Origin of the sequence: Pseudomonas sp. BF-RE-25 (genome assembly GCF_019956105.1) — a bacterium.
Classification (GTDB): Bacteria; Pseudomonadota; Gammaproteobacteria; order Pseudomonadales; family Pseudomonadaceae; genus Aquipseudomonas; species Aquipseudomonas migulae.
The window spans coordinates 21,870-40,797 of sequence record NZ_JAHBDB010000012.1; the positions used below are offsets into that span (position 1 = coordinate 21,870).

16 protein-coding genes are annotated in these 18,928 nt (G+C 61.0%); 9 read left to right on the top strand and 7 right to left on the bottom strand.

All coding sequences use genetic code 11. The features are described 5' to 3' along the window. The first annotated feature begins 89 nt into the window (after window positions 1-89). The 3 genes from KGB24_RS07305 (at window position 90) to KGB24_RS07315 (ending at window position 3,662) form a co-directional block, all read left to right on the top strand. Entirely contained in the window at window positions 90-854 is a 765-nt protein-coding gene (locus KGB24_RS07305) for an AraC family transcriptional regulator (protein ID WP_223414226.1), read from the top strand. A gap of 97 nt (window positions 855-951) precedes the next feature. Next, window positions 952-2,073: an HlyD family secretion protein gene (locus KGB24_RS07310; protein ID WP_223414225.1), complete on the top strand. Its 1,122-nt coding sequence runs from the start codon at window positions 952-954 to the stop codon at window positions 2,071-2,073. Beyond that, window positions 2,070-3,662: a DHA2 family efflux MFS transporter permease subunit gene (locus KGB24_RS07315; protein WP_223414224.1), complete on the top strand. Its 1,593-nt coding sequence runs from the start codon at window positions 2,070-2,072 to the stop codon at window positions 3,660-3,662. Before KGB24_RS07310 ends, KGB24_RS07315 begins: the two co-directional genes overlap by 4 nt. On the opposite strand, the gene KGB24_RS07320 is transcribed toward KGB24_RS07315, so the two are convergent. Next, on the bottom strand, window positions 3,663-4,103 hold the full coding sequence (locus tag KGB24_RS07320; protein WP_223414223.1) for a carboxymuconolactone decarboxylase family protein: 441 nt from the start codon (window positions 4,101-4,103) through the stop codon (window positions 3,663-3,665). 218 nt (window positions 4,104-4,321) lie between these two features. Between KGB24_RS07320 and KGB24_RS07325 the strand changes: the two genes are divergently transcribed. From KGB24_RS07325 to KGB24_RS07335, 3 genes are all read left to right on the top strand, one after another. After that, entirely contained in the window at window positions 4,322-4,828 is a 507-nt protein-coding gene (locus KGB24_RS07325) for a sigma-70 family RNA polymerase sigma factor (protein ID WP_223414222.1), read from the top strand. Beyond that, window positions 4,828-5,787 carry a FecR domain-containing protein gene (locus KGB24_RS07330; protein WP_223414221.1) on the top strand — a complete coding sequence of 320 codons (960 nt, stop codon included), beginning with the start codon at window positions 4,828-4,830 and terminating at the stop codon, window positions 5,785-5,787. The genes KGB24_RS07325 and KGB24_RS07330 overlap by 1 nt, the downstream gene beginning before the upstream one ends. Before the next feature lie 101 nt (window positions 5,788-5,888). Beyond that, complete coding sequence (locus KGB24_RS07335; protein ID WP_223414220.1) at window positions 5,889-8,318, top strand: TonB-dependent receptor; 2,430 nt, start codon at window positions 5,889-5,891, stop codon at window positions 8,316-8,318. 145 nt (window positions 8,319-8,463) lie between these two features. Here the strand turns inward: KGB24_RS07335 and KGB24_RS07340 are convergent, their stop codons facing one another. The 3 genes from KGB24_RS07340 to KGB24_RS07350 form a co-directional block, all read right to left on the bottom strand. Continuing rightward, complete coding sequence (locus KGB24_RS07340) at window positions 8,464-9,906, bottom strand: mechanosensitive ion channel domain-containing protein (RefSeq protein ID WP_223414219.1); 1,443 nt, start codon at window positions 9,904-9,906, stop codon at window positions 8,464-8,466. Between the two features lie 183 nt (window positions 9,907-10,089). After that, window positions 10,090-10,716: an isochorismate family cysteine hydrolase YcaC gene (gene ycaC, locus KGB24_RS07345; RefSeq protein WP_008032356.1), complete on the bottom strand. Its 627-nt coding sequence runs from the start codon at window positions 10,714-10,716 to the stop codon at window positions 10,090-10,092. A 126-nt stretch (window positions 10,717-10,842) separates the two neighbouring features. Next, entirely contained in the window at window positions 10,843-11,709 is an 867-nt protein-coding gene (locus KGB24_RS07350) for a pirin family protein (RefSeq protein ID WP_223414218.1), read from the bottom strand. 105 nt (window positions 11,710-11,814) lie between these two features. Here KGB24_RS07350 and KGB24_RS07355 point away from each other — a divergent pair, with 105 nt between their 5' ends. From KGB24_RS07355 to dkgB, 3 genes are all read left to right on the top strand, one after another. Beyond that, complete coding sequence (locus tag KGB24_RS07355; protein WP_223414217.1) at window positions 11,815-12,723, top strand: LysR substrate-binding domain-containing protein; 909 nt, start codon at window positions 11,815-11,817, stop codon at window positions 12,721-12,723. Between the two features lie 223 nt (window positions 12,724-12,946). Continuing rightward, on the top strand, window positions 12,947-13,486 hold the full coding sequence (locus KGB24_RS07360) for a PaaI family thioesterase (protein WP_223414216.1): 540 nt from the start codon (window positions 12,947-12,949) through the stop codon (window positions 13,484-13,486). Window positions 13,487-13,721: 235 nt separating this feature from the next. Further along, window positions 13,722-14,525 carry a 2,5-didehydrogluconate reductase DkgB gene (dkgB, locus tag KGB24_RS07365; protein ID WP_223414215.1) on the top strand — a complete coding sequence of 268 codons (804 nt, stop codon included), beginning with the start codon at window positions 13,722-13,724 and terminating at the stop codon, window positions 14,523-14,525. Here the strand turns inward: dkgB and KGB24_RS07370 are convergent. From KGB24_RS07370 to KGB24_RS07380, 3 genes are all read right to left on the bottom strand, one after another. After that, window positions 14,522-17,764, bottom strand: coding sequence for a transporter substrate-binding domain-containing protein (locus tag KGB24_RS07370; protein WP_223414214.1), 3,243 nt, complete (start codon window positions 17,762-17,764; stop codon window positions 14,522-14,524). The two genes, dkgB and KGB24_RS07370, sit on opposite strands and share 4 nt — an antisense overlap. Then, complete coding sequence (locus tag KGB24_RS07375) at window positions 17,765-18,400, bottom strand: response regulator transcription factor (RefSeq protein ID WP_223414213.1); 636 nt, start codon at window positions 18,398-18,400, stop codon at window positions 17,765-17,767. Between the two features lie 110 nt (window positions 18,401-18,510). Next, the gene (locus KGB24_RS07380; RefSeq protein WP_223414211.1) at window positions 18,511-18,909 is read right to left on the bottom strand and encodes a chemotaxis protein CheY; all 399 of its coding nucleotides are present in this window, start codon (window positions 18,907-18,909) and stop codon (window positions 18,511-18,513) included. Window positions 18,910-18,928: the final 19 nt, after the last annotated feature.

Genomic DNA, 18,928 nt, shown 5'->3' on the forward strand with positions numbered 1-18,928 from the left:
CTCCCCAGGAAAACTGGCGAGCAGCTTATGAAACCGTGACTGACGTATTATCAAAACCCGGACAACTAATCTATGAAATCGGACAAACCATGACCTGGCTGGATGCACACGCGCAATTCGACCCCGACAGCTATCCCGCCGCCGTGATCGGTATCGCCGCCACCCTTGGCGATCACGACTCCGGTTTACATCAACATCAACGGGGGCAGTTGCTGTTCACCCGCCAGGGCAGCACGCGCATTACCCTCGCGCAGCAGTTGTGCCTGCTGCCGCCCTCCCGCGCAGCGTGGATTCCCTGCGGGGTGACACACCGCGCGGTGATGCAACAGAGCGTCGACTACCGCTCGATTTACCTGACACCTTCGCTGTGCGCCGAGCTGCCGCAACACGTCTGCGTGATTGAAGTCAGCCCATTGCTGCGGGCAGTGCTGGAATCGATTGCCCAAGCGGAATTCGACACCGATTGGCAGCACGGCAAATTCGTTCACTTACTGGGCCTGTGCCTCAGCGAAATCCGTGACGCCGCACAGCAGCCGATGCTGCTGCCATTGCCCTGGGACAAACGCCTGACGCCGCTGCTTGCAACGCTCGATCAGCTACCGCCCGAACTTCAGGTCCTGCAAGCGCAGATCGGCGCCAGCGGCCGAACCATCGGGCGAATCTTCCAGCGTGAAACCGGCATGAGTTATCAGCAATGGCGCCAACAGTGGCGGTTGATGCGGGCCATCGAACTGCTCACCACCGGCAGAAACATCGGTTACAGCGCCTTCGCACTGGGTTTTGCCAGTGACAGTGCGTTTATTGCCTTCTTCAAGGACATGACCGGCATCACCCCTGGCCACTGGCGAAAATAAGCACCTGACGATCGGCAGCAGAAATTAATTGCGACCAAATATTACATGCGTCATATTACGTACGTAATTAAACGCCAATTCCCACAGGTAATCCTCCATGACCAGCATGCCCAGCCTTGAACCCGACGTTGCCGTTGCGGTGAGCACACCCAAGCCTCCCCTGCTCAAGCGCCTGATCCTGCTGACGCTGGCCATTGCTGCCCTGGTATGTGCAGGCCTTTACACCGCCCATTGGTGGACCGCCGGGCGTTTCATCGAAGAAACCGACGACGCCTACATTGGCGGCGACGTGACGGTGATCGGGCCGAAGGTTGCGGGTTACATCGAAGAGGTGCTGGTCAGCGACAACCAGAAAGTGAAGGCCGGCGATGTGTTGATCCGCCTCGATTCCCGTGACTACCGCGCCAACCTGGCCAAGGCCGAAGGCGCGGTGGCCGCGCAAGAAGCCTTGCTGGCCAACCTCGACGCCACCGAACAACTGCAACACGCAGTGATCAGTCAGGCCCGTGCGGGGATCGATGCCACCGGCGCTGAAACGGCCCGCTCACGGGACGACAATGCACGCTACAAACGCCTGGTCGGCAGCAACGCTGTCTCCGTGGAAAGTGCGCAACGGGCCGACGCCACCTTCAAGACCGCCCAGGCGCTGAGTGCACGGGCCCAGGCTGAACTGCTGGCGGCGCAACGCCAATTGAACGTGATCGACACTCAGAAACAGCAGGCGCGCGCGGCATTGATGCAAGCCCGGGCTGAACGAGACCTGGCGCAATTGAACGTCGGCTACACCGAGTTGCGCGCACCGATGGATGGCGTGATCGGCAATCGCCGGGCGCGGGTCGGTGCTTATGCGCAGGCCGGTTCGCAGCAGTTGTCGGTGGTGCCGGCCAGCGGGCTGTGGGTCGATGCCAACTTCAAGGAAGACCAACTGGCGCACATGACACCGGGCCAACCAGTGATCATTCACGCCGACGTGCTCTCGGGGCAGGTATTCCACGGTCACCTCGACAGCCTCGCGCCAGCCAGCGGTTCGCAGTTCAGCGTGTTGCCACCGGAAAACGCCACCGGCAACTTCACCAAAATCGTGCAGCGAGTGCCGGTGCGGATCGTGCTCGATCCTGCCGACGGCGTGCTCGGGCATCTGCGTCCGGGCCTGTCGGTGACCGCTGAAGTCGACACACGCAAGGAGCCTGAAACACCTGCCGTGGCCAGCGCGCCATGAGCCGCGCCCTCGCCGCCCCCGCGCAGCCGTTCAACGCCGCCAGCATGGCGACGGCGACCAAGGTGTTCGCCTTCGCCACCATGTGCATCGGCATGTTCATTGCCCTGCTGGATATCCAGATCGTCTCGGCTTCGTTGCGCGATATCGGTGGCGGACTTTCGGCGGGCACTGACGAAACGGCGTGGGTGCAGACCAGCTACCTGATCGCCGAAATCATCGTGATTCCGCTGTCCGGCTGGCTCTCCCGCGTGTTCTCGACCCGCTGGCTGTTCTGCGCATCCGCGGTGGGTTTCACCCTGGCCAGCCTGCTCTGCGGCGCGGCCTGGAACATTCAGAGCATGATCGCCTTCCGCGCCCTGCAAGGGTTTCTTGGCGGCTCAATGATCCCGCTGGTGTTCACCACGGCGTTCTTTTTCTTCACCGGCAAACAACGGGTGATCGCCGCCGCGACCATCGGCGCGGTGGCGTCATTGGCACCGACACTGGGGCCGGTGATTGGTGGCTGGATCACCGATGTTTCCTCCTGGCACTGGCTGTTCTACATCAACCTGGTGCCGGGGATTTTTGTTGCGGTGGCGGTGCCGATGCTGGTGAAAATCGACCAGCCGGAACTGTCGCTGCTCAAGGGCGCCGACTATTTGAGCATGGTGTTTTTGGCGCTGTTTCTCGGCTGCCTGGAATACACCCTCGAAGAAGGCCCGCGCTGGAACTGGTTCAGTGATCGCACGATTCTGACCACCGCATGGATCAGCGGCCTGGCGGGCCTGGCGTTCATCGGCCGGACCTTGCACGTGGCCAATCCGATCGTCGATTTGCGCGCCCTCAAAGACCGCAACTTCGCCCTCGGCTGCTTCTTCTCATTTGTCACCGGGATCGGCCTGTTTGCCACGATTTACCTGACGCCGTTGTTTCTCGGCCGGGTGCGGGGTTATGGCGCGCTGGACATTGGTCTGGCGGTTTTCTCCACCGGGGTGTTCCAGATCATGGCGATTCCGCTGTACGCCTTTCTGGCCAACCGCATCGATCTGCGCTGGGTCATGATGACCGGCCTTGGGTTGTTCGCTTTGTCGATGTGGGATTTCAGCCCGATCACCCATGACTGGGGAGGCAAGGAATTGATGCTGCCGCAAGCGCTACGCGGAATTGCCCAGCAATTGGCGGTGCCGCCGGCGGTCACCTTGACCCTCGGCGGCTTGGCACCGGCCCGACTCAAACACGCTTCCGGGCTGTTCAACCTGATGCGCAACCTGGGCGGAGCCATTGGCATCGCCGCCTGCGCGACGATCCTTAATGACCGCACCAACCTGCACTTCACACGATTGGCGGAAAACCTCAACAGCACCAACGAAGCCCTGAATCAATGGTTTTCCCAGGTCGGCAACAACTTCGCCACGCTCGGCCAAAGCGGTGACGCGGGTGTCACCGCCAGCCTGCACCAGTTATGGCTGATGACCTACCGCGAAGCGCAGACGCAAACCTACGGCGATGCGTTTCTGATGATCATGGTCTGCTTCATCATCGCCACGGCGATGGTGCCCTTGATGCGCAAGGTGCAACCACCGGCCGCGCCGTCAGCGGACGCTCACTGATCAGGCCTGAGGCGTTTTACGGAAGCCTACCGCCAGACGGTTCCAGCTGTTGATGGTGGAAATCGCCACGGTCAGGTCGACCATTTCCTTGGGGCTGAACTGCGCAGCGACCACGTCGTAGTCTTCGTCCGGAGCGTGGGTCAGGCTCAGTTGGGTCAGGGATTCGGTCCAGAGCAACGCAGCACGTTCACGCTCGGTGAAGAACGGTGCCTCGCGCCAGGCGGTCACGGCAAACAGGCGACGCGGGGTTTCGCCGCCCTTGATGGCATCGGCGGTGTGCATGTCGATGCAGAAGGCGCAGCCGTTGATTTGCGATGCACGCAGCTTGACCAGTTCGATCAGGGTCTTTTCCAGCGGCAGCTTCGAAACGGCGGTTTCCAGGGCGATCATGGCTTTCAGGGCGTCAGGGGACGCGGTGTAGAAATCGATACGAGGTTTCATGGCAGGCTCCGGGAGCAAGTGGGGGTGGAGCTAAGTTAGTCCCGCAGGCCGGCTGCTGGAATATCCAATTTCTCAGAAGTCGAGTAGACCGCCGCTCCTACAGGGGGGCGAAAAAATAGTCTGTCAGGCTGATTGCCAGCACTCGGTCCTCGCCACTAGAATGCGATCAATTCTTAATTGCATCAGGCCAGGACGCCGGAAAAGAGTATCAGTCCCCCATGTCGTCAGCCGACCAACCTTCGAATCAGCATATCCATACCCTCTACAGCGAACACCACGGTTGGCTGCAGGGATGGCTGCATCGAAAACTCGGTAATCGCTGCGACGCGGCGGACCTGGCTCACGATACGTTCCTGCGCCTGTTGACCCGGCAAGTCGTCAAGCCCTGGGGCAGCGAACCTCGCGCGCTGCTGACGCACATCGCCAAAGGCCTGATGATTGATCGCTGGCGACGTCAGGACATCGAGCGCGCCTATCTGGAGACCATTGCTCACCTGCCAGTCGCCGAGGTGCCGTCACCGGAAACCCGCCTGCTGATTCTCGAAACCCTGATGCGCATCGAAGCCTTGCTTCGCGAATTACCCGCCGTCACTCGCGACACCTTCGTGCTGTCACAGATCGAAGGGCTGACGTACGCCCAGATCGCCATTCGACTGAATGTGTCGCTGATCACCGTCAAACGACATATGCGCGCCGCGTTCATCGCCTGCCTGAGTGTCGCTTGATGAACTCGTCGATGATCAACCCGCACATTCTCGGCGAAGCCGCCGACTGGCTGGTGCAGTTGCATTCAGGCAGCGCGACGCCGTCCGACCATCAGGCCATTGCCCAATGGCGCAATCGCAGTGCCGAGCATGCGCTGGCCTGGCAACGCGCCGAAGCGCTGCTCGGAGAGTTCCGCAGCGTACCGGCCAACCTGGCCATCCAGACCCTGCAACGGGCCGCGCACAAGGATGGCCTCAGCCGTCGCCAAACCCTCACGTGCCTGGGTGTGTTCCTGATGGCCGGCCCCTTGGGCATTGCCTCGCAACGTATGCCATGGCAGCAATGGACCGCCGATCAACGCACGACCGTCGGCGAGCAGAAAAGCCTGCAACTGCCGGACGGCAGCCATGTGCTGCTCAACACCGCCAGTGCGATGGATGTTGCCTTCAACCTGCGCGAACGCCGGGTTGTGCTGCTCGATGGCGAAGTGTTGATCAGCACCGCCAAGGATCCCGGCGCCCGGCCCTTTATCGTCGAAACCCCGCAAGGCATCGCACGTGCGCTGGGTACGCGGTTTTGCGTGCGGGTCACTGACTCGCGAAGTCAGGTGTCGGTGCTCGAAGGGCTCGTGGAGGTCACGCCGCAGTTGCTGACCAAGAGTACAACCCTCAAGGCCGGTGAGCGCCAGAGTTTCAAGCTCAATCGCCTCGACCCGCTCGAGAACTTCGACACCAGTGCCCTGGCCTGGGACAAGGGCATGTTGCTGGCGAACAACATGCGCCTGGATGAATTGCTCGGCGAATTGAGCCGCTATCGCCCCGGCGTGTTGCGCTGTCATGCGGATGTCGCGGGGTTGCGGGTTTCGGGGGCGTTTTCCCTGCGTGACACCGACGCCAGCCTGCGCCTGCTCAGCGATACGCTGCCGCTGAAAATCAGCAGCCTGACCCGGTATTGGCTGTCGGTCGAACCGCGGGTCTGATCGCGCGGAAAAACTATTTCACAGTCCCCTGATACTTTTCTGCGTTTCGTTCGGTGTGTGGATAAACCTCTTCAATTCCACGCGCTCGACAGGAACGCCGAATGACTTCAACGCCCCTGCACCGCCCCGCCGATTTCCCGCTCAAAGCCCTGAGCCTGAGTGTTGCACTGGCCTTCACCGCGTGGCTGCCGATCAACAGCCATGCCGCTGACACTGTCAACGAAAGCGCCAGCCACACCATCAACATCGGCCCGGGTCTGCTCAGTCATACCCTGGCGCAATTCGCCGTGGCGGTCGGCGTGCCGTTGTCGTTCGATCCGGCGCAACTGGGCAATCGCCAGAGCCCGGGATTGCAAGGCAACTACAGCGTGCAATCAGGCTTCGCGCAATTGCTTGAGGGCAGCGGCTTCGAGTTGATCAGCACGGGCGGAAACGGTTACACCGTGGCGCCGCCAGTCGCTGCCAACGGTGCGCTGGAGCTGGGCGCCACCAGCGTCAGCGCCCTGCGCGACGACAACGCGGACACCTACGGTGGCGGTCAGGTCGCCAAGGTTGCGCAGATCGGCATGCTTGGTAACCAGGCCTTGAAAGACCTGCCCTTCAGCGTCACCAGTTACACCGCCAAAACCATCGCCGACCAGCAAGCGCAGACCGTGGGCGATGTGTTGCTCAACGACGCTTCGGTGCGGCAGTCCGCCGGCTTTGGCAACTTCTCCCAGGTGTTCGTGATCCGCGGTTTGCCGCTGCTGTCTGATGACATTTCCTATAACGGTCTTTACGGCATCCTGCCCCGGCAGATCATCGCCACCGAAGCGCTGGAACGGGTCGAGTTGTTCAAGGGACCGAACGCTTTTGTGAATGGTGTTACACCCAGCGGCAGCGGGATTGGCGGTGGCGTCAACCTGCAACCCAAACGCGCCAACGATGTGCCGACCCGCAGCGTCACCCTTGATTACAGTGACGATGGCCGGGTCGGCGGGCATCTGGACCTGGGCCAGCGCTTTGGTGAAGACAACCGATTCGGCGCGCGGGTCAATCTGCTGCAACGCGAAGGCGCCACCGCCGTCGATGACGAAGACCGTCGCTCGTCGCTGATCAGCGTCGGCCTGGACTACCGAGGTGATCGCCTGCGGGTGTCGACGGACCTGGGCTATCAGAAACAGGTGATCAATCAGGGCCGCTCGGTGATCTATGTCGATTCGACCTTGAGCAAAGCGCCCAAGGTACCGGATGCCAACGCCGGGTACGCACAGAGCTGGAGCTACTCGCAACTGGAAGACACCTTCGGCATGGCCCGCGCCGAGTACGACCTCAGCGACAACTGGACCGCCTATCTGTCCGGCGGCGCCAAACACACGCGGGAGAACGGCGTGTATTCGTCGCTGACCGTCACCGACCTCAACGGCAATGCCCGGGGCGGCATGCTGTACTCGCCTCACGATGAGGACAACAAAAGCCTGATGACCGGCCTCAACGGCCACTTGAACACCGGGCCGATCAGTCACCAATTGAACCTGGGCCTCGCGGGTATCTGGGGCCAGCAACGCTCGGCGTTCGAAACCATAGGCGCCGCCACGCGCTACAGCACCAATCTCTACGACGTCACTGACAAACCGCGCCCAAGCCCCACATCGTTTGCCAGCGACATTCACGACCCGCGCATCGTCGGCAAGAACACCCTGCGCAGCGCGGCGGTGTCCGACACCCTGGGTTTCATCGATGATCGCGTCTTGCTCACCCTCGGCGTACGGCGCCAGACACTGAACGTCGATGGCTGGAACACCACCACCGGTGCGCGCACCTCAAGCTACGAAGAGTCGATCACCACGCCGGTCTATGGCCTGGTGATCAAGCCGTGGGAGCACGTTTCGTTCTACGCCAACCGCATCGAAGGCCTGGCCAAGGGCCCGACGCCGCCGACCAGCGCGATCAACCGCGACGAAACCTTCGCCCCAGTGCGCAGCAAGCAAATCGAAGCCGGCGTGCGCCTGGACATGGACACGTATGGCGCAAGCCTGGGCGTGTACCGCATCGAACAACCGTCGAGCTACACCCAGGACGGGATCTTCCGGGTCGACGGCGAGCAGCAAAACAAAGGCGTGGAGTTGAACGTCTATGGCGAGCCGCTTGATGGCCTGCGCCTGCTGAGCGGTGCGACGCTGATGAAGACCGAAATCGAAGGCAGCACCAACGGGGTCAACGATGGCAACCGCGCTGTCGGCGTACCGCGTTTTCAACTCAACGTCGGGGCGGATTGGGACGTGCCGGGGATCGAAGGCGCGGCGCTCAGTGCGCGGATGTTGCGCACCGGCGGGCAATACCTGAACGCCGCCAACACCCAGAGCATTCCGGCGTGGAACCGCTTTGATGTGGGGTCGCGGTATGCCTTCAAGATGGATGAGAAGTACATCACCTTGCGCGCCAATCTGGAGAACGTGGCGAACAAGGCGTATTGGGCCTCGGCGAATGGCGGGTACCTGACACAGGGGACGCCGCGGACGCTGAAGGTTTCGGCGACGCTAGATTTCTGATCTGAATTCTGTGGTGAGCCTGCAACCGCCATCGCCGGCAAGCCGGTCTCGCTCCCACAGTTGACCGTATTTCCCAGATAGAACTCGGTCAACTGTGGGAGTGAGCCTGCTCGCGATCCGCGCAGCGGCCATCCAACCCAGATCGCTAAGCCCGACTGCGCAACCACTGCAAAAACCCCTTCTTCTCCACCACCTTCGGCGTTTCCTGGGTCAACGTCTGTGCCTTGTGCAAACGGAAATCCAGCAACGCCTTCATCGCTTCGCCGATGTCATGCCGCGCATCCAGGCACGGTTTGAGGTAGTCCTTTTCGATCCGGTACAGGCTGCAGGCGGTCTTGGCGCTGAAGTCCGCCGGCAGCGCCGTGTCCGACAAGATCCCGCCCTCGCCGATCACCTCGCCCGGCCCCATGCGCCCGGACTCGAACTTGCCCCCGACGCGGCTCAACGCCACCGAGACCACGCCGGATTCGATGATGAACAGATGATCGCTGACCTCCCCCGCCGGCAGGATCATTTCCCCGGCGCGGAAGTTTTGCAGGGTCATGTGCTGGCTGAAGGTTTCTTTCTCTTCCTGACGCAAAGTCGAAAAAATCGCCGAGCTTTCCAGCAACGCCCGTGGCCGCGACAGGTTCACCGGTGCATTCGATTCGACGCTGGACAACAGGCTCACGCCCGACGCTTGCAAGTGCCGGAACGCCAGATCGAACAGCAGATTGCGCACCATGCGCTTCTGGTCCATCGAGACCACGAAGCCGCTGATTTCGTACTCCACGCCGGTGGCGCTCGAACCTTTGAGCGCGACACACGGCGCCGGCTTGGCCAGCAGGTATCGGCACCCCTCCATCGCCCGCTCCAGCGCATCGATCACCGTTTGCGGACGTGCGTGCGGGCTCAACTGCAAGCTGATCGACACGCCGAAAATGTCGCTCGGCCGGCTGAAGTTGATGATCTTGGCCTTGGCCGCCAGCGAGTTGGGGATCACCGCCATGCTGCCTTGGGACGTTTGCAGGCGCGTGGCGCGCCAATCGATGTCGGTGACCCGACCTTCGGTGCCGTCGATGGAGATCCAGTCATCCAGTTGATAGGGTTTGGTGGTGTTGAGGACGATCCCCGAGAACACGTCGCTGAGGGTGCTTTGCAGCGCCAGGCCGACGATGATCGCCAACGCGCCGGACGTCGCCAGCACGCCTTTGACCGGCAGGTCGAGCACGTACGCCAGGGCCGCGATGATCGCGATCAGGAAAATCACCGCGCCCAGCAAATCCTGGAGCAGGCGACCGGTGTGCCCGACCCGTTGCATCATCCCTGCGCCGATCAACACCGTCAGGGTGCGCGCGCCGAACAGCCACCAGCCAATCTGCAAACCGGTCGCCGCCAGGTGCAACGGCACGTTGTCCGCCCAGGGCGCAGGCTCCAGAGGGTTCAGGCCTTCGTTGAACAACAGGATGCTGAACAACGTGAAAATCAGCAGCCGCACCAACAGTTTCCAGTTGCTGCCACTGGCACTGATCAAGCGCCACAGCCCCAGATCGATGATGATCAGGATCAGGGCACAGACCAGCGGGTGATTGGTAAGCAGTGACAGCATCAAGCAACTCCAGCCATGTACGGATGGGCACAGTGTAGGAGCAAACGCAGGCTTGAGAACAACACAAAAACCTGTAGGAGCCGGCTTGCTGGCGAAAGCGGTAGAGCAGTCAACAATTGAGTGACTGTCAGACCGCCATCGCCAGCAAGCCGGCTCCTACAGGGGTGATGTGTGTGTCAGTGATTATTTGCTATTGGTCAGCGTGTTGTAGCTGGTCATCAGGTTGCGGTAGTCCGGGATGTGGTTGGAGAACAGGGTCGCCAGGCCTTCCACGTCGTTGCGCCAGTCGCGATGCAGCTCGCAGGCCAGGCCGAACCAGGTCATCAATTGCGCGCCGGAGGACGACATGCGGTCCCAGGCCGATTGACGGGTCAGCTCGTTGAACGTGCCGGAAGCGTCCGTCACCACAAACACGTCAAAACCTTCCGCCAGTGCCGACAGCGCCGGGAATGCCACGCACACCTCGGTCACCACGCCGGCGATGATCAGTTGCTTCTTGCCGGTGGCCTTGATCGCCTTGACGAAGTCTTCGTTGTCCCAGGCGTTGATCTGGCCAGGACGGGCAATGTAAGGCGCATCCGGAAACAGCGCTTTGAGCTCGGGCACCAGCGGGCCGTTGGGGCCGGTTTCGAAACTGGTGGTGAGGATGGTCGGCAATTTGAAGTACTTGGCCAGGTCGGCCAGGGCCAGCACGTTGTTCTTGAAACGGTCCGGTTCGATGTCCCGCACCAGAGACAGCAGGCCCGCCTGATGATCCACCAACAGAACGGCGGCGTTATCCTTGTCGAGACGTTTGTAAGAAGTAGTCATGGGGTCATCCTCGGTTTTAATCGATGCCGAACAGTTCGGCGTGGGGGTGTTTTGATTGATCATTCAGACGCGGCCAGACAAGCGTAGTCAGTCAAGCCTGGCGCGGTGCAACCATCTATCCGTGTATCAACCGCTCATCCGTCCAAACCGGCCCGATTGAAAATCGGCAAAGGCCTGGTGGATTTCCTGCTCGCTGTTCATCACGAACGGGCCGTGGCCGACGATGGGTTCGTCGATCGGCTCGCCGCTGAGCAGCAACACGACGGCGTCGTTATTGGCTTCCAGGCTGATCTGATGGCCATTGCGTTCGAACAACGCCAACTGCCCTTCGCGCACCAGCTCCAGGCCGTTGACCTGAACCGTGCCACGCAGCACCACCAGTGCGGTGTTGCGACCTTCATGCAGATCGAGGGTCAGCAACTTGCCGCCGTTGAGGCGCAAGTCCCAGACATCGACCGGGGTGAATGTCCGCGCCGGGCCGGTGTAGCCGTCGAATTCGCCGGCGATCAGGCGCAGGCTGCCGGCCTCGTCCTTGAGCGGAATGCTCGGAATGTCACCGTCGAGAATCGTCTGGTAACCGGCGTCGGCCATTTTGTCTTTGGCCGGCAGGTTGACCCACAGCTGGACCATTTCCAGGGTGCCGCCGGTTTTGGCGAAGCCTTCGGAGTGGAACTCTTCGTGGAGAATCCCCGAGGCGGCGGTCATCCATTGCACATCGCCCGGGCCGATCTTGCCGCCGCTGCCGGTGGAGTCGCGATGCTCCAGTTCGCCCTTATAAACGATAGTCACGGTTTCGAAACCGCGGTGCGGATGCTGACCAACGCCACGACGCTCGGTGGTCGGGGTGAATTCAGCAGGGCCGGCGTGATCCAGCAGCAAAAACGGGCTGATGTGTTTGCCCAGGTTGTCGTAGGAAAACAGCGTACGAACCGGAAAACCGTCGCCGACCCAATGGGTCCGTGGGCTGGTGTAGATGCCGATGATGTTTTTCATGCTGCCTCCGAAATCTGTGGTTTGACGCGATGGACAAAGCTTAAAACTGAACCCTTTGGTGCGCTAGACTGCAAAAATCAGCCTTAGCGTTCTATATGGAGAACGATGGTGGAAGACCTCAACACCCTCTACTACTTCACCCAAGTGGTGGAACATCAGGGTTTCGCTGCGGCCGGCCGGGCGTTGGACATGCCCAAATCGAAGCTCAGCCGACGCATCGCGGAACTCGAAGATCGCCTCGGTGTACGTCTGCTGCACCGCACCAGCCGGCATTGTTCGCTGACCGAAATCGGCCAGGCCTATTACCAGCGCTGCCTGGCCATGCGCGTGGAAGCGGAAAGCGCCGCCGAACTGATCGAGCGCAACCGCTCCGAACCCCAGGGCCTGGTGCGCATCAGTTGCCCGACCGCCTTGCTCAACTCCTGGGTCGGGCCGATGCTGACCCGCTACATGCTCAAATACCCGTTGGTGGAGTTGTTCATCGAGAGCACCAACCGCCGGGTCGACCTGATTCACGAGGGTTTCGACATCGCCCTGCGCGTGCGCTTTCCGCCACTGGAAAACACCGACATGGTGATGAAGGTGCTGGGCAACAGCACCCAAAGCCTGGTGGGCAGCCCGACGTTTGCCGAACGGCTGTCGTCGCCCGCCTCCCCGGCCGACCTCAGCGGTTTGCCCAGCGTGCACTGGGGCGCGGCGCAGCGTGAGTACCAATGGGAATTGTTCGGTGCGAACGGCGCCAGCGCGCTGATTCGACACGCACCGCGCATGGTCACCGATGACTTGCTGGCCTTGCGTCACGCGGTGCTCGCGGGGATTGGCGTCGCGCACCTGCCCAGCGTGGTGGTGCGCGATGACATTGCCGCCGGACGCCTCGTCGAACTGGTGCCGGGCTGGGCGCCCAAGTGCGGGATCGTCCATGCGATCTTCCCCTCTCGCCGTGGGTTACTGCCGTCGGTACGGACGTTGATTGACTTTCTCGGTGAGGAATTCACCCACAGCGACATCGCCTAGCCCTTTTTTTGCCGACACGGACGAACCTGTAGGAGCGAGCTTGCTCGCGAAAAACGTGAGAGCTCCGCGGGGTGCCAGACTGGCTGCGTTACCGTTGACCTCCATCGCGAGCAGGCTCGCTCCTACAGGGCCGATGAGTGGGGGCTGGCGGAGTTTTTATTTCGGACATAATATTAACGCAGATTACAACCATAATATCTGCGCCCGTCCGAGGACACTGAACATGCAAAGCACCAACCGAGAAGCCACCCTCGCCCAATGGATCGTTCAGGAAGACGCCATGCGCGCACGTCTGGCCGGGCCCGGCAGCCTGTCGCTGGCCGAGGTCAGTGCTCTGTCGCCGGCCGAGTTCTTCGAGGGCATCGGCAACGGTGAACTGCCCTCGCCGCCGATTGGCACGCTGATGGACTTCATCCCTATCGAATGGTCGGCCGGGCTGTTCATCTTCCAGGGCACGCCGGACGCCCGGCATTACAACCCGCTGGGCAGCGTGCATGGCGGCTATGCGGCGACCTTGCTGGATTCGTGCATGGGCTGCGCGATTCATACGCAGCTGAAAAAGGGCCAGGGGTATACGACGCTGGATCTGCGCATCAGCTATGTCCGCGCGTTGACCGGCGCCAGCGGACCGGTGCGTGCCGAGGGCAAGATTGTGCACCTGGGGCGTTCGACGGCGCTGGCCGAGGGGCGGATTTATGATGTGGATGGGCGGTTGTATGCGACGGGGTCGACGACTTGCATGATTCTTGAGGCTCGCGGATAAGATCCGAAACCGAGTCGCGGCCTTCGCGGGCAAGCCTCGCTCCTACAGAAACAGTGTGCCCCCCTGTAGGAGCGAGGCTTGCCCGCGAAGGGGCCAGACCGGACACCATCAATTTCGCAGACATCCCACTATTCATGACTTGCGGTAAACATTGCTTTGCCCATCCAGCGGTTTTTCTCAAGGATGCAGGCACCGATACTCGTGCCCATTCCCACTGCAACCTCTGGAGTCATTGATGTCTATTCCCGCATTCGGTCTTGGTACGTTTCGCTTGCAAGGCCAGGTGGTCATTGATTCGGTGAGCACTGGCCTGGAACTGGGCTACCGCGCCATCGATACCGCGCAAATCTACGAGAACGAAGCCGAGGTCGGCGAGGCCATCGCGGCCAGCGGCATTGCCCGTGAAGAGCTGTTCATCACCAGCAAGATCTGGGTCGCCAACTTCGCCAAGGACCGCTTGATCGACAGCCTTAAAGAGAGCCTGCAAAAGCTGCAGACCGACTACCTCGACCTGACGCTGATCCACTGGCCATCGCCGGAAAACCAAGTGCCGGTCGAAGAATTCATGGGCGCGTTGCTCGAAGCCAAAAAACTCGGATTGACCCGGCAGATCGGCGTCTCCAACTTCACCGTCGACCTGATGAAGCAAGCCATCGCCGCCATCGGTGCCGAGCACATCGCCACCAACCAGATCGAACTGCACCCGTACCTGCAAAACCGCAAGGTCGTCGAATTCGCGCAAAGCCAGGACATCCAGATCACTTCCTACATGACCCTGGCGTACGGCGAAGTGCTGAAAGACCCGGTTATCCAGCAGATCGCCGAGCGCCTGCAAGCAACACCTGCGCAAGTCACCCTGGCCTGGGCCATGCAATCGGGTTACGCGGTGATCCCGTCGTCCACCAAACGCGCCAACCTTGAAAGCAACCTCAAGGCCTGCGCCCTGACCCTGAGCGACGCCGACATGGCGTTGATCGCCGGCCTTGAACGCGCCCATCGCCTGACCAGCCCCAAAGGCATCGCGCCAAACTGGGATTAAGCGTCGCCCTGCGCCAGGCGTTGGTCGAGGCGCGTCATGGCCTGCTGCAACTGATCGACGGCTTCGTCGATCAGCCCCGCACGACCATCACCGCAGGCACGCTCAAGGTCCTCGCAGCATTCGATCAGACTGACCGCCCGCACCATCAGCGCCCCGCCCTTGATGCGGTGCGCCAACGTGCACAGGGCATGCTGTTCGCCACGGGCATGAGCCTTGAGCAACTCCTGCCGATCCGTGCGATTGGTCGCGGCCAGGTCACTCAGCAGTTGATTGATCAGCTCGTAGTCCTCGCCGACGTAACGCTCCAGACCGCTCAAGTCGATGTCGGCGGTTGAGGGTGTTTCGAGGGGCGGCACCGCGCCATCGGCAAACCTGGACGCCAACCAGGCGCCCAGATCTGCCAGGCGGATCGGTTTGAACAGGCAGTCGTCCATCCCCGCTTCCAGGCAACGGGCCTTCTCCTCGGGCTGCGCATTGGCGGTCAACCCCAGAATCAGGATCGGTTGTAATCCCTGAACCTGCTCTTCATCGCGGATGGCCCCGGCCAATTCATAGCCGCTGAGCACCGGCATGTTGCAGTCGGTGATCAGCACATCAAATTCATATTCGCGCCATCGATCAAGACCTTGCTGGCCATCCTCGGCGTCCATCACCCGGTGGCCCAGGTAGCTCAACTGCCGTGAGAGCAGCAATCGATTGGCCGGGTAATCATCGACCACCAGAATGGTCAGCGGCCGGGTCTGCGCCTGTTCCTCACGGTCAGGTAACTCGCTGGACGGCAACGGTTGCAACGCGGGCAGATCCAGGCAGACATCAATCCGCGTGCCCTTCCCCAACACGCTGGCAAGCTGCAATTGCCCGCCCATCATTTCGCACAACGTGCGGCTGATCACCAGCCCCAGACCTGAGCCGTTTCGACCTGTTTGCTGGCTGTTTTGCGCCTGCACAAACGGGCTGAACAGTCGCTGCCGATCGATCTCGCTGATACCGATGCCCGTGTCTTCAATGCGCACCGAGACCGCCAGTTGCCCGACTGCACGGGGCTCGACCCGCAGCGTCAGGCGCACTTCACCTTCATCGGTGAACTTGATCGCGTTGCTCAGCAGATTGGACAGCACCTGCTTGAAGCGCGTGGGGTCGATCAATACGTCGGCGTCGCTGTGCTCGCCCAGGTCGACGCGCCACTCCAGGTTCTTCTGCCGGGCCAGACCTTCAAAGACCCGGCACACCGATTCGACCAGCCTGCGCAGGTTGGCCCGTTCCGGCGTCAGGGACAAATGCCCGGACTCGATGCGGGCGATGTCCAGGATGTCGCCAATCAACGCCAGCAATTGTTGCCCGGCATTGGCCGCCACCTCGATTGCCGACCGGTCGGTGACGCCTTCATCCGCTCGCTTCAACGCCAATTCGAGCATGCCAAGCAGCGCATTCATCGGCGTGCGGATCTCATGGCTCATGGTCGCCAGAAACGTGGTCTTGGCACGGTTCGCCTCATCCGCCGCGTCCTTGGCGTCCTGCAATTGACTGAGCAATTGCTGGCGCAGGCGGATCTGCCGGCGCTGCCAGGCGATCCAGGCCAGCGCCAGCAACAGCAAGGCGCCGGCACCGACAAAGGCCTGGAGAATGTCTTGCCGGTGACGCAGCCAGGAGCTTTGTTCAACCATCAGGTCATTGCGCCAATAACCGGTCATTTCATCGATTTCTTCAGGGGAGATACTCAGCAGCGCCTTGTCCAGGATCGAATGCAGCTCAACGGCCTCGCGACCGGTCGCCAGGGTGCTGCGGGCCGGATCGGTGCCGACGGTGCTGGTCACTTGCAGACGGTCGCGGTATTGCCGGGAAATCATGATCCGGGCACCGATCAACGAGTTGATGGCGCCGTCCGTCCTGCCCTCGGCGACCATTTCCATCCCGTCCGCGGTCAGCGGCGCAGTGACCAGTTCGACCTGCGGAAAGTGCTGGCGAATGAATTCGCCGGCACTGTTGCCCTGGGTGATGGCCAGTTTTTTGCCCGCCATTTCATCCAGTGTCCGCGGACTGTCGGATGCGATGCGGGTCACCAGCACATTCGGGCTGGTCAGAAACGGCCGGGTAAATCGCAGTTCTGTTTCACGCTCAATGCTGGGGCTGATCCCGGCGACCACGTCAACATGACCGCTCCTGATCCACTCGAACAATTCAGCCACTGACCGGGTTGGCTGAATGTCGAATTTCAAACCTGTACGCAAACTGATTTTCGCCAGCACATCGATGCTGATGCCCCGGTAATTGCCCCCGTCATCGACAAAGGAAATCGGCATGAGGTTTTGGTTGATCGCCACTCGCACGCGTGGATGATCATCGAGCCAGCGTTGCTCGGCGACACTGAAGTGCAGGGCTTGCGTGCCGGCAATGGAAGCCCCGCTACCGCCCCATCGCCGCAGGATATTCATTCGTTCATTGGTCGGGATCGCCGCCAGGGCCCGGTTGACGATGCGTTGCAACTGGAGGTTGTCGAGGCTCATCGCAAACGCAAAACGCCCGGACTCCATACGGGAAAAATCCGCCAGTTGAACGTTGTTGAGGTAATTTTTACTGATCAGGTGATTGACGCTGATGGCGTCCCCCAAATAGGCGTCCGACTGACCAAACGCAACGGCGCCCACCGCGCCCAGCGTCGAAGGGAACAGCTGCACATTCGCCTTGGGATAAAAAGCCTGCACTTGCTGCTCGGGCAAATAGTGGTACAGCATCGCCAGCCGTTTACCGGCAAGGTCCGGGTCCAGTGGCAGGGATGAATCGGTGCGCGTGACCAGCACCGGTTGATCATCGGCATAGGCACTGGACATCCGCAGTTGTGGATCCTCGACCTCATAACGGTTAGCCGTACCCAACAGGTCAGCCGCACCGTCCTTGATCGCACGCACCGCCTCGTCCCGCGATGCGTAGCGCTGAACATCGATTTCCACGTTCAATAGCTGTTTGAGCAGCCCGGCATAGTCAGCCGTCAGCCCTTCATAGTCGGTGCCGGTGGTGGTGATGTCGAAGGGCGGATAATCCGGCGCCGAGACGGCCAGCACCAGCCGGCCTTTCTGGCGCAGCACACGCGAATCGGCATCCGACAGTTTGACGTCGTAGCCGTCCACGCTGGAGCGTCCCAGCAGGGTCAGTGTTTGCGGCTGTGCACAGACGCTGGAAATCCAGAGCCCCCCCAGCAATACCAGGTGGGTCAGGTGGCGAAATCGTCGAAAAGCACTCATTCAGATCAGATGATTACGTTTGGCGAAATCCCTCAGGTGAACCTTGGATTCCACATTGAGTTTTTCGATCAAACGGGTTTTGTAGGTGCTGACGGTCTTGTGGCTCAGGTTGGTGATTTCGGCGATTTCCTTGTTGCTCATACCTTGGGCCACGTAACACAAGATGGTCAGTTCGCGGTCGGAGAGACTGTCGATCATCTCCCTTTCGCTGCGTTGCAAGGTGCTCAGCGACACCGAGCTCGAGGCGAGCTTGGCGAAATAGGAGTAACCGGCCATCACCGCGTGCACGGCCTTGTGCAAATGTTGCAGGTCGTTGGTTTTGGAAACGTACGCGGCAGCACCGGCACGCATGCAACGATCCTGATAAAACCTTGGCTCTTGTGAAGTGAAGACCAACACCCGGCAGCGCACACCACTGGCCTTGATCCGGTTCAATACATCCAGCCCGTCGAGTCCCGGTAAACCCAGGTCAAGCACCAACAGATCCGGTTGTTGGTCACGAATCATCGACAAGACCTCGTTGCCGCTGGACACCTCGTGAATCTGTTGAAACCCTTCCTGTTTAAGCAGGATTTTGACGGCAGCGCGAACCACCGGATGGTCGTCCGCTATCAGCGCTGACTTCGCTGACTTCATGGCAACTCCCTGTGCTAATACACGACAATCGGACACTGAATGTCCATGGGTCGGACCCCGGCTACACGCAGCAGCTGCGCGAAGACTCTTGCACGGAAACACGCGCCCGACTACCTGACAGAAATGACAGTGCCGACGAGCGGTAGCTGAGGATCAACGGTCGCCATCAGCCGTTGAATGCACGCCAGATCGGGTAACGCAGCATCGCTCACCTGAACCTTTTGCTGCCCGCAAGCCGGGGTCGGCGGCCCGTCATAGATCAAGGCGTGGTGAACCTGTGGGTGATCGAGGAAGAAGTCGCGCAAGTCCAGTGCCCTGTCCGCCAACGCGGCATTGATGACCACCAGGTCGAAAGGCACGCCGCCGTACTCGGTCAGGGTCAACAGTTCGGCAAGGTTTTGCACGGGGGCCACGCGGTAATAATCGAGCCGGTTGAACAGGCGCTCGATTCTCATCCGCTGAAAATGCTGCTCGTCGGCAATCAGGATACGTAACGCTTTGTTCGGCAACCGGGGCCCCCAGGAGGGT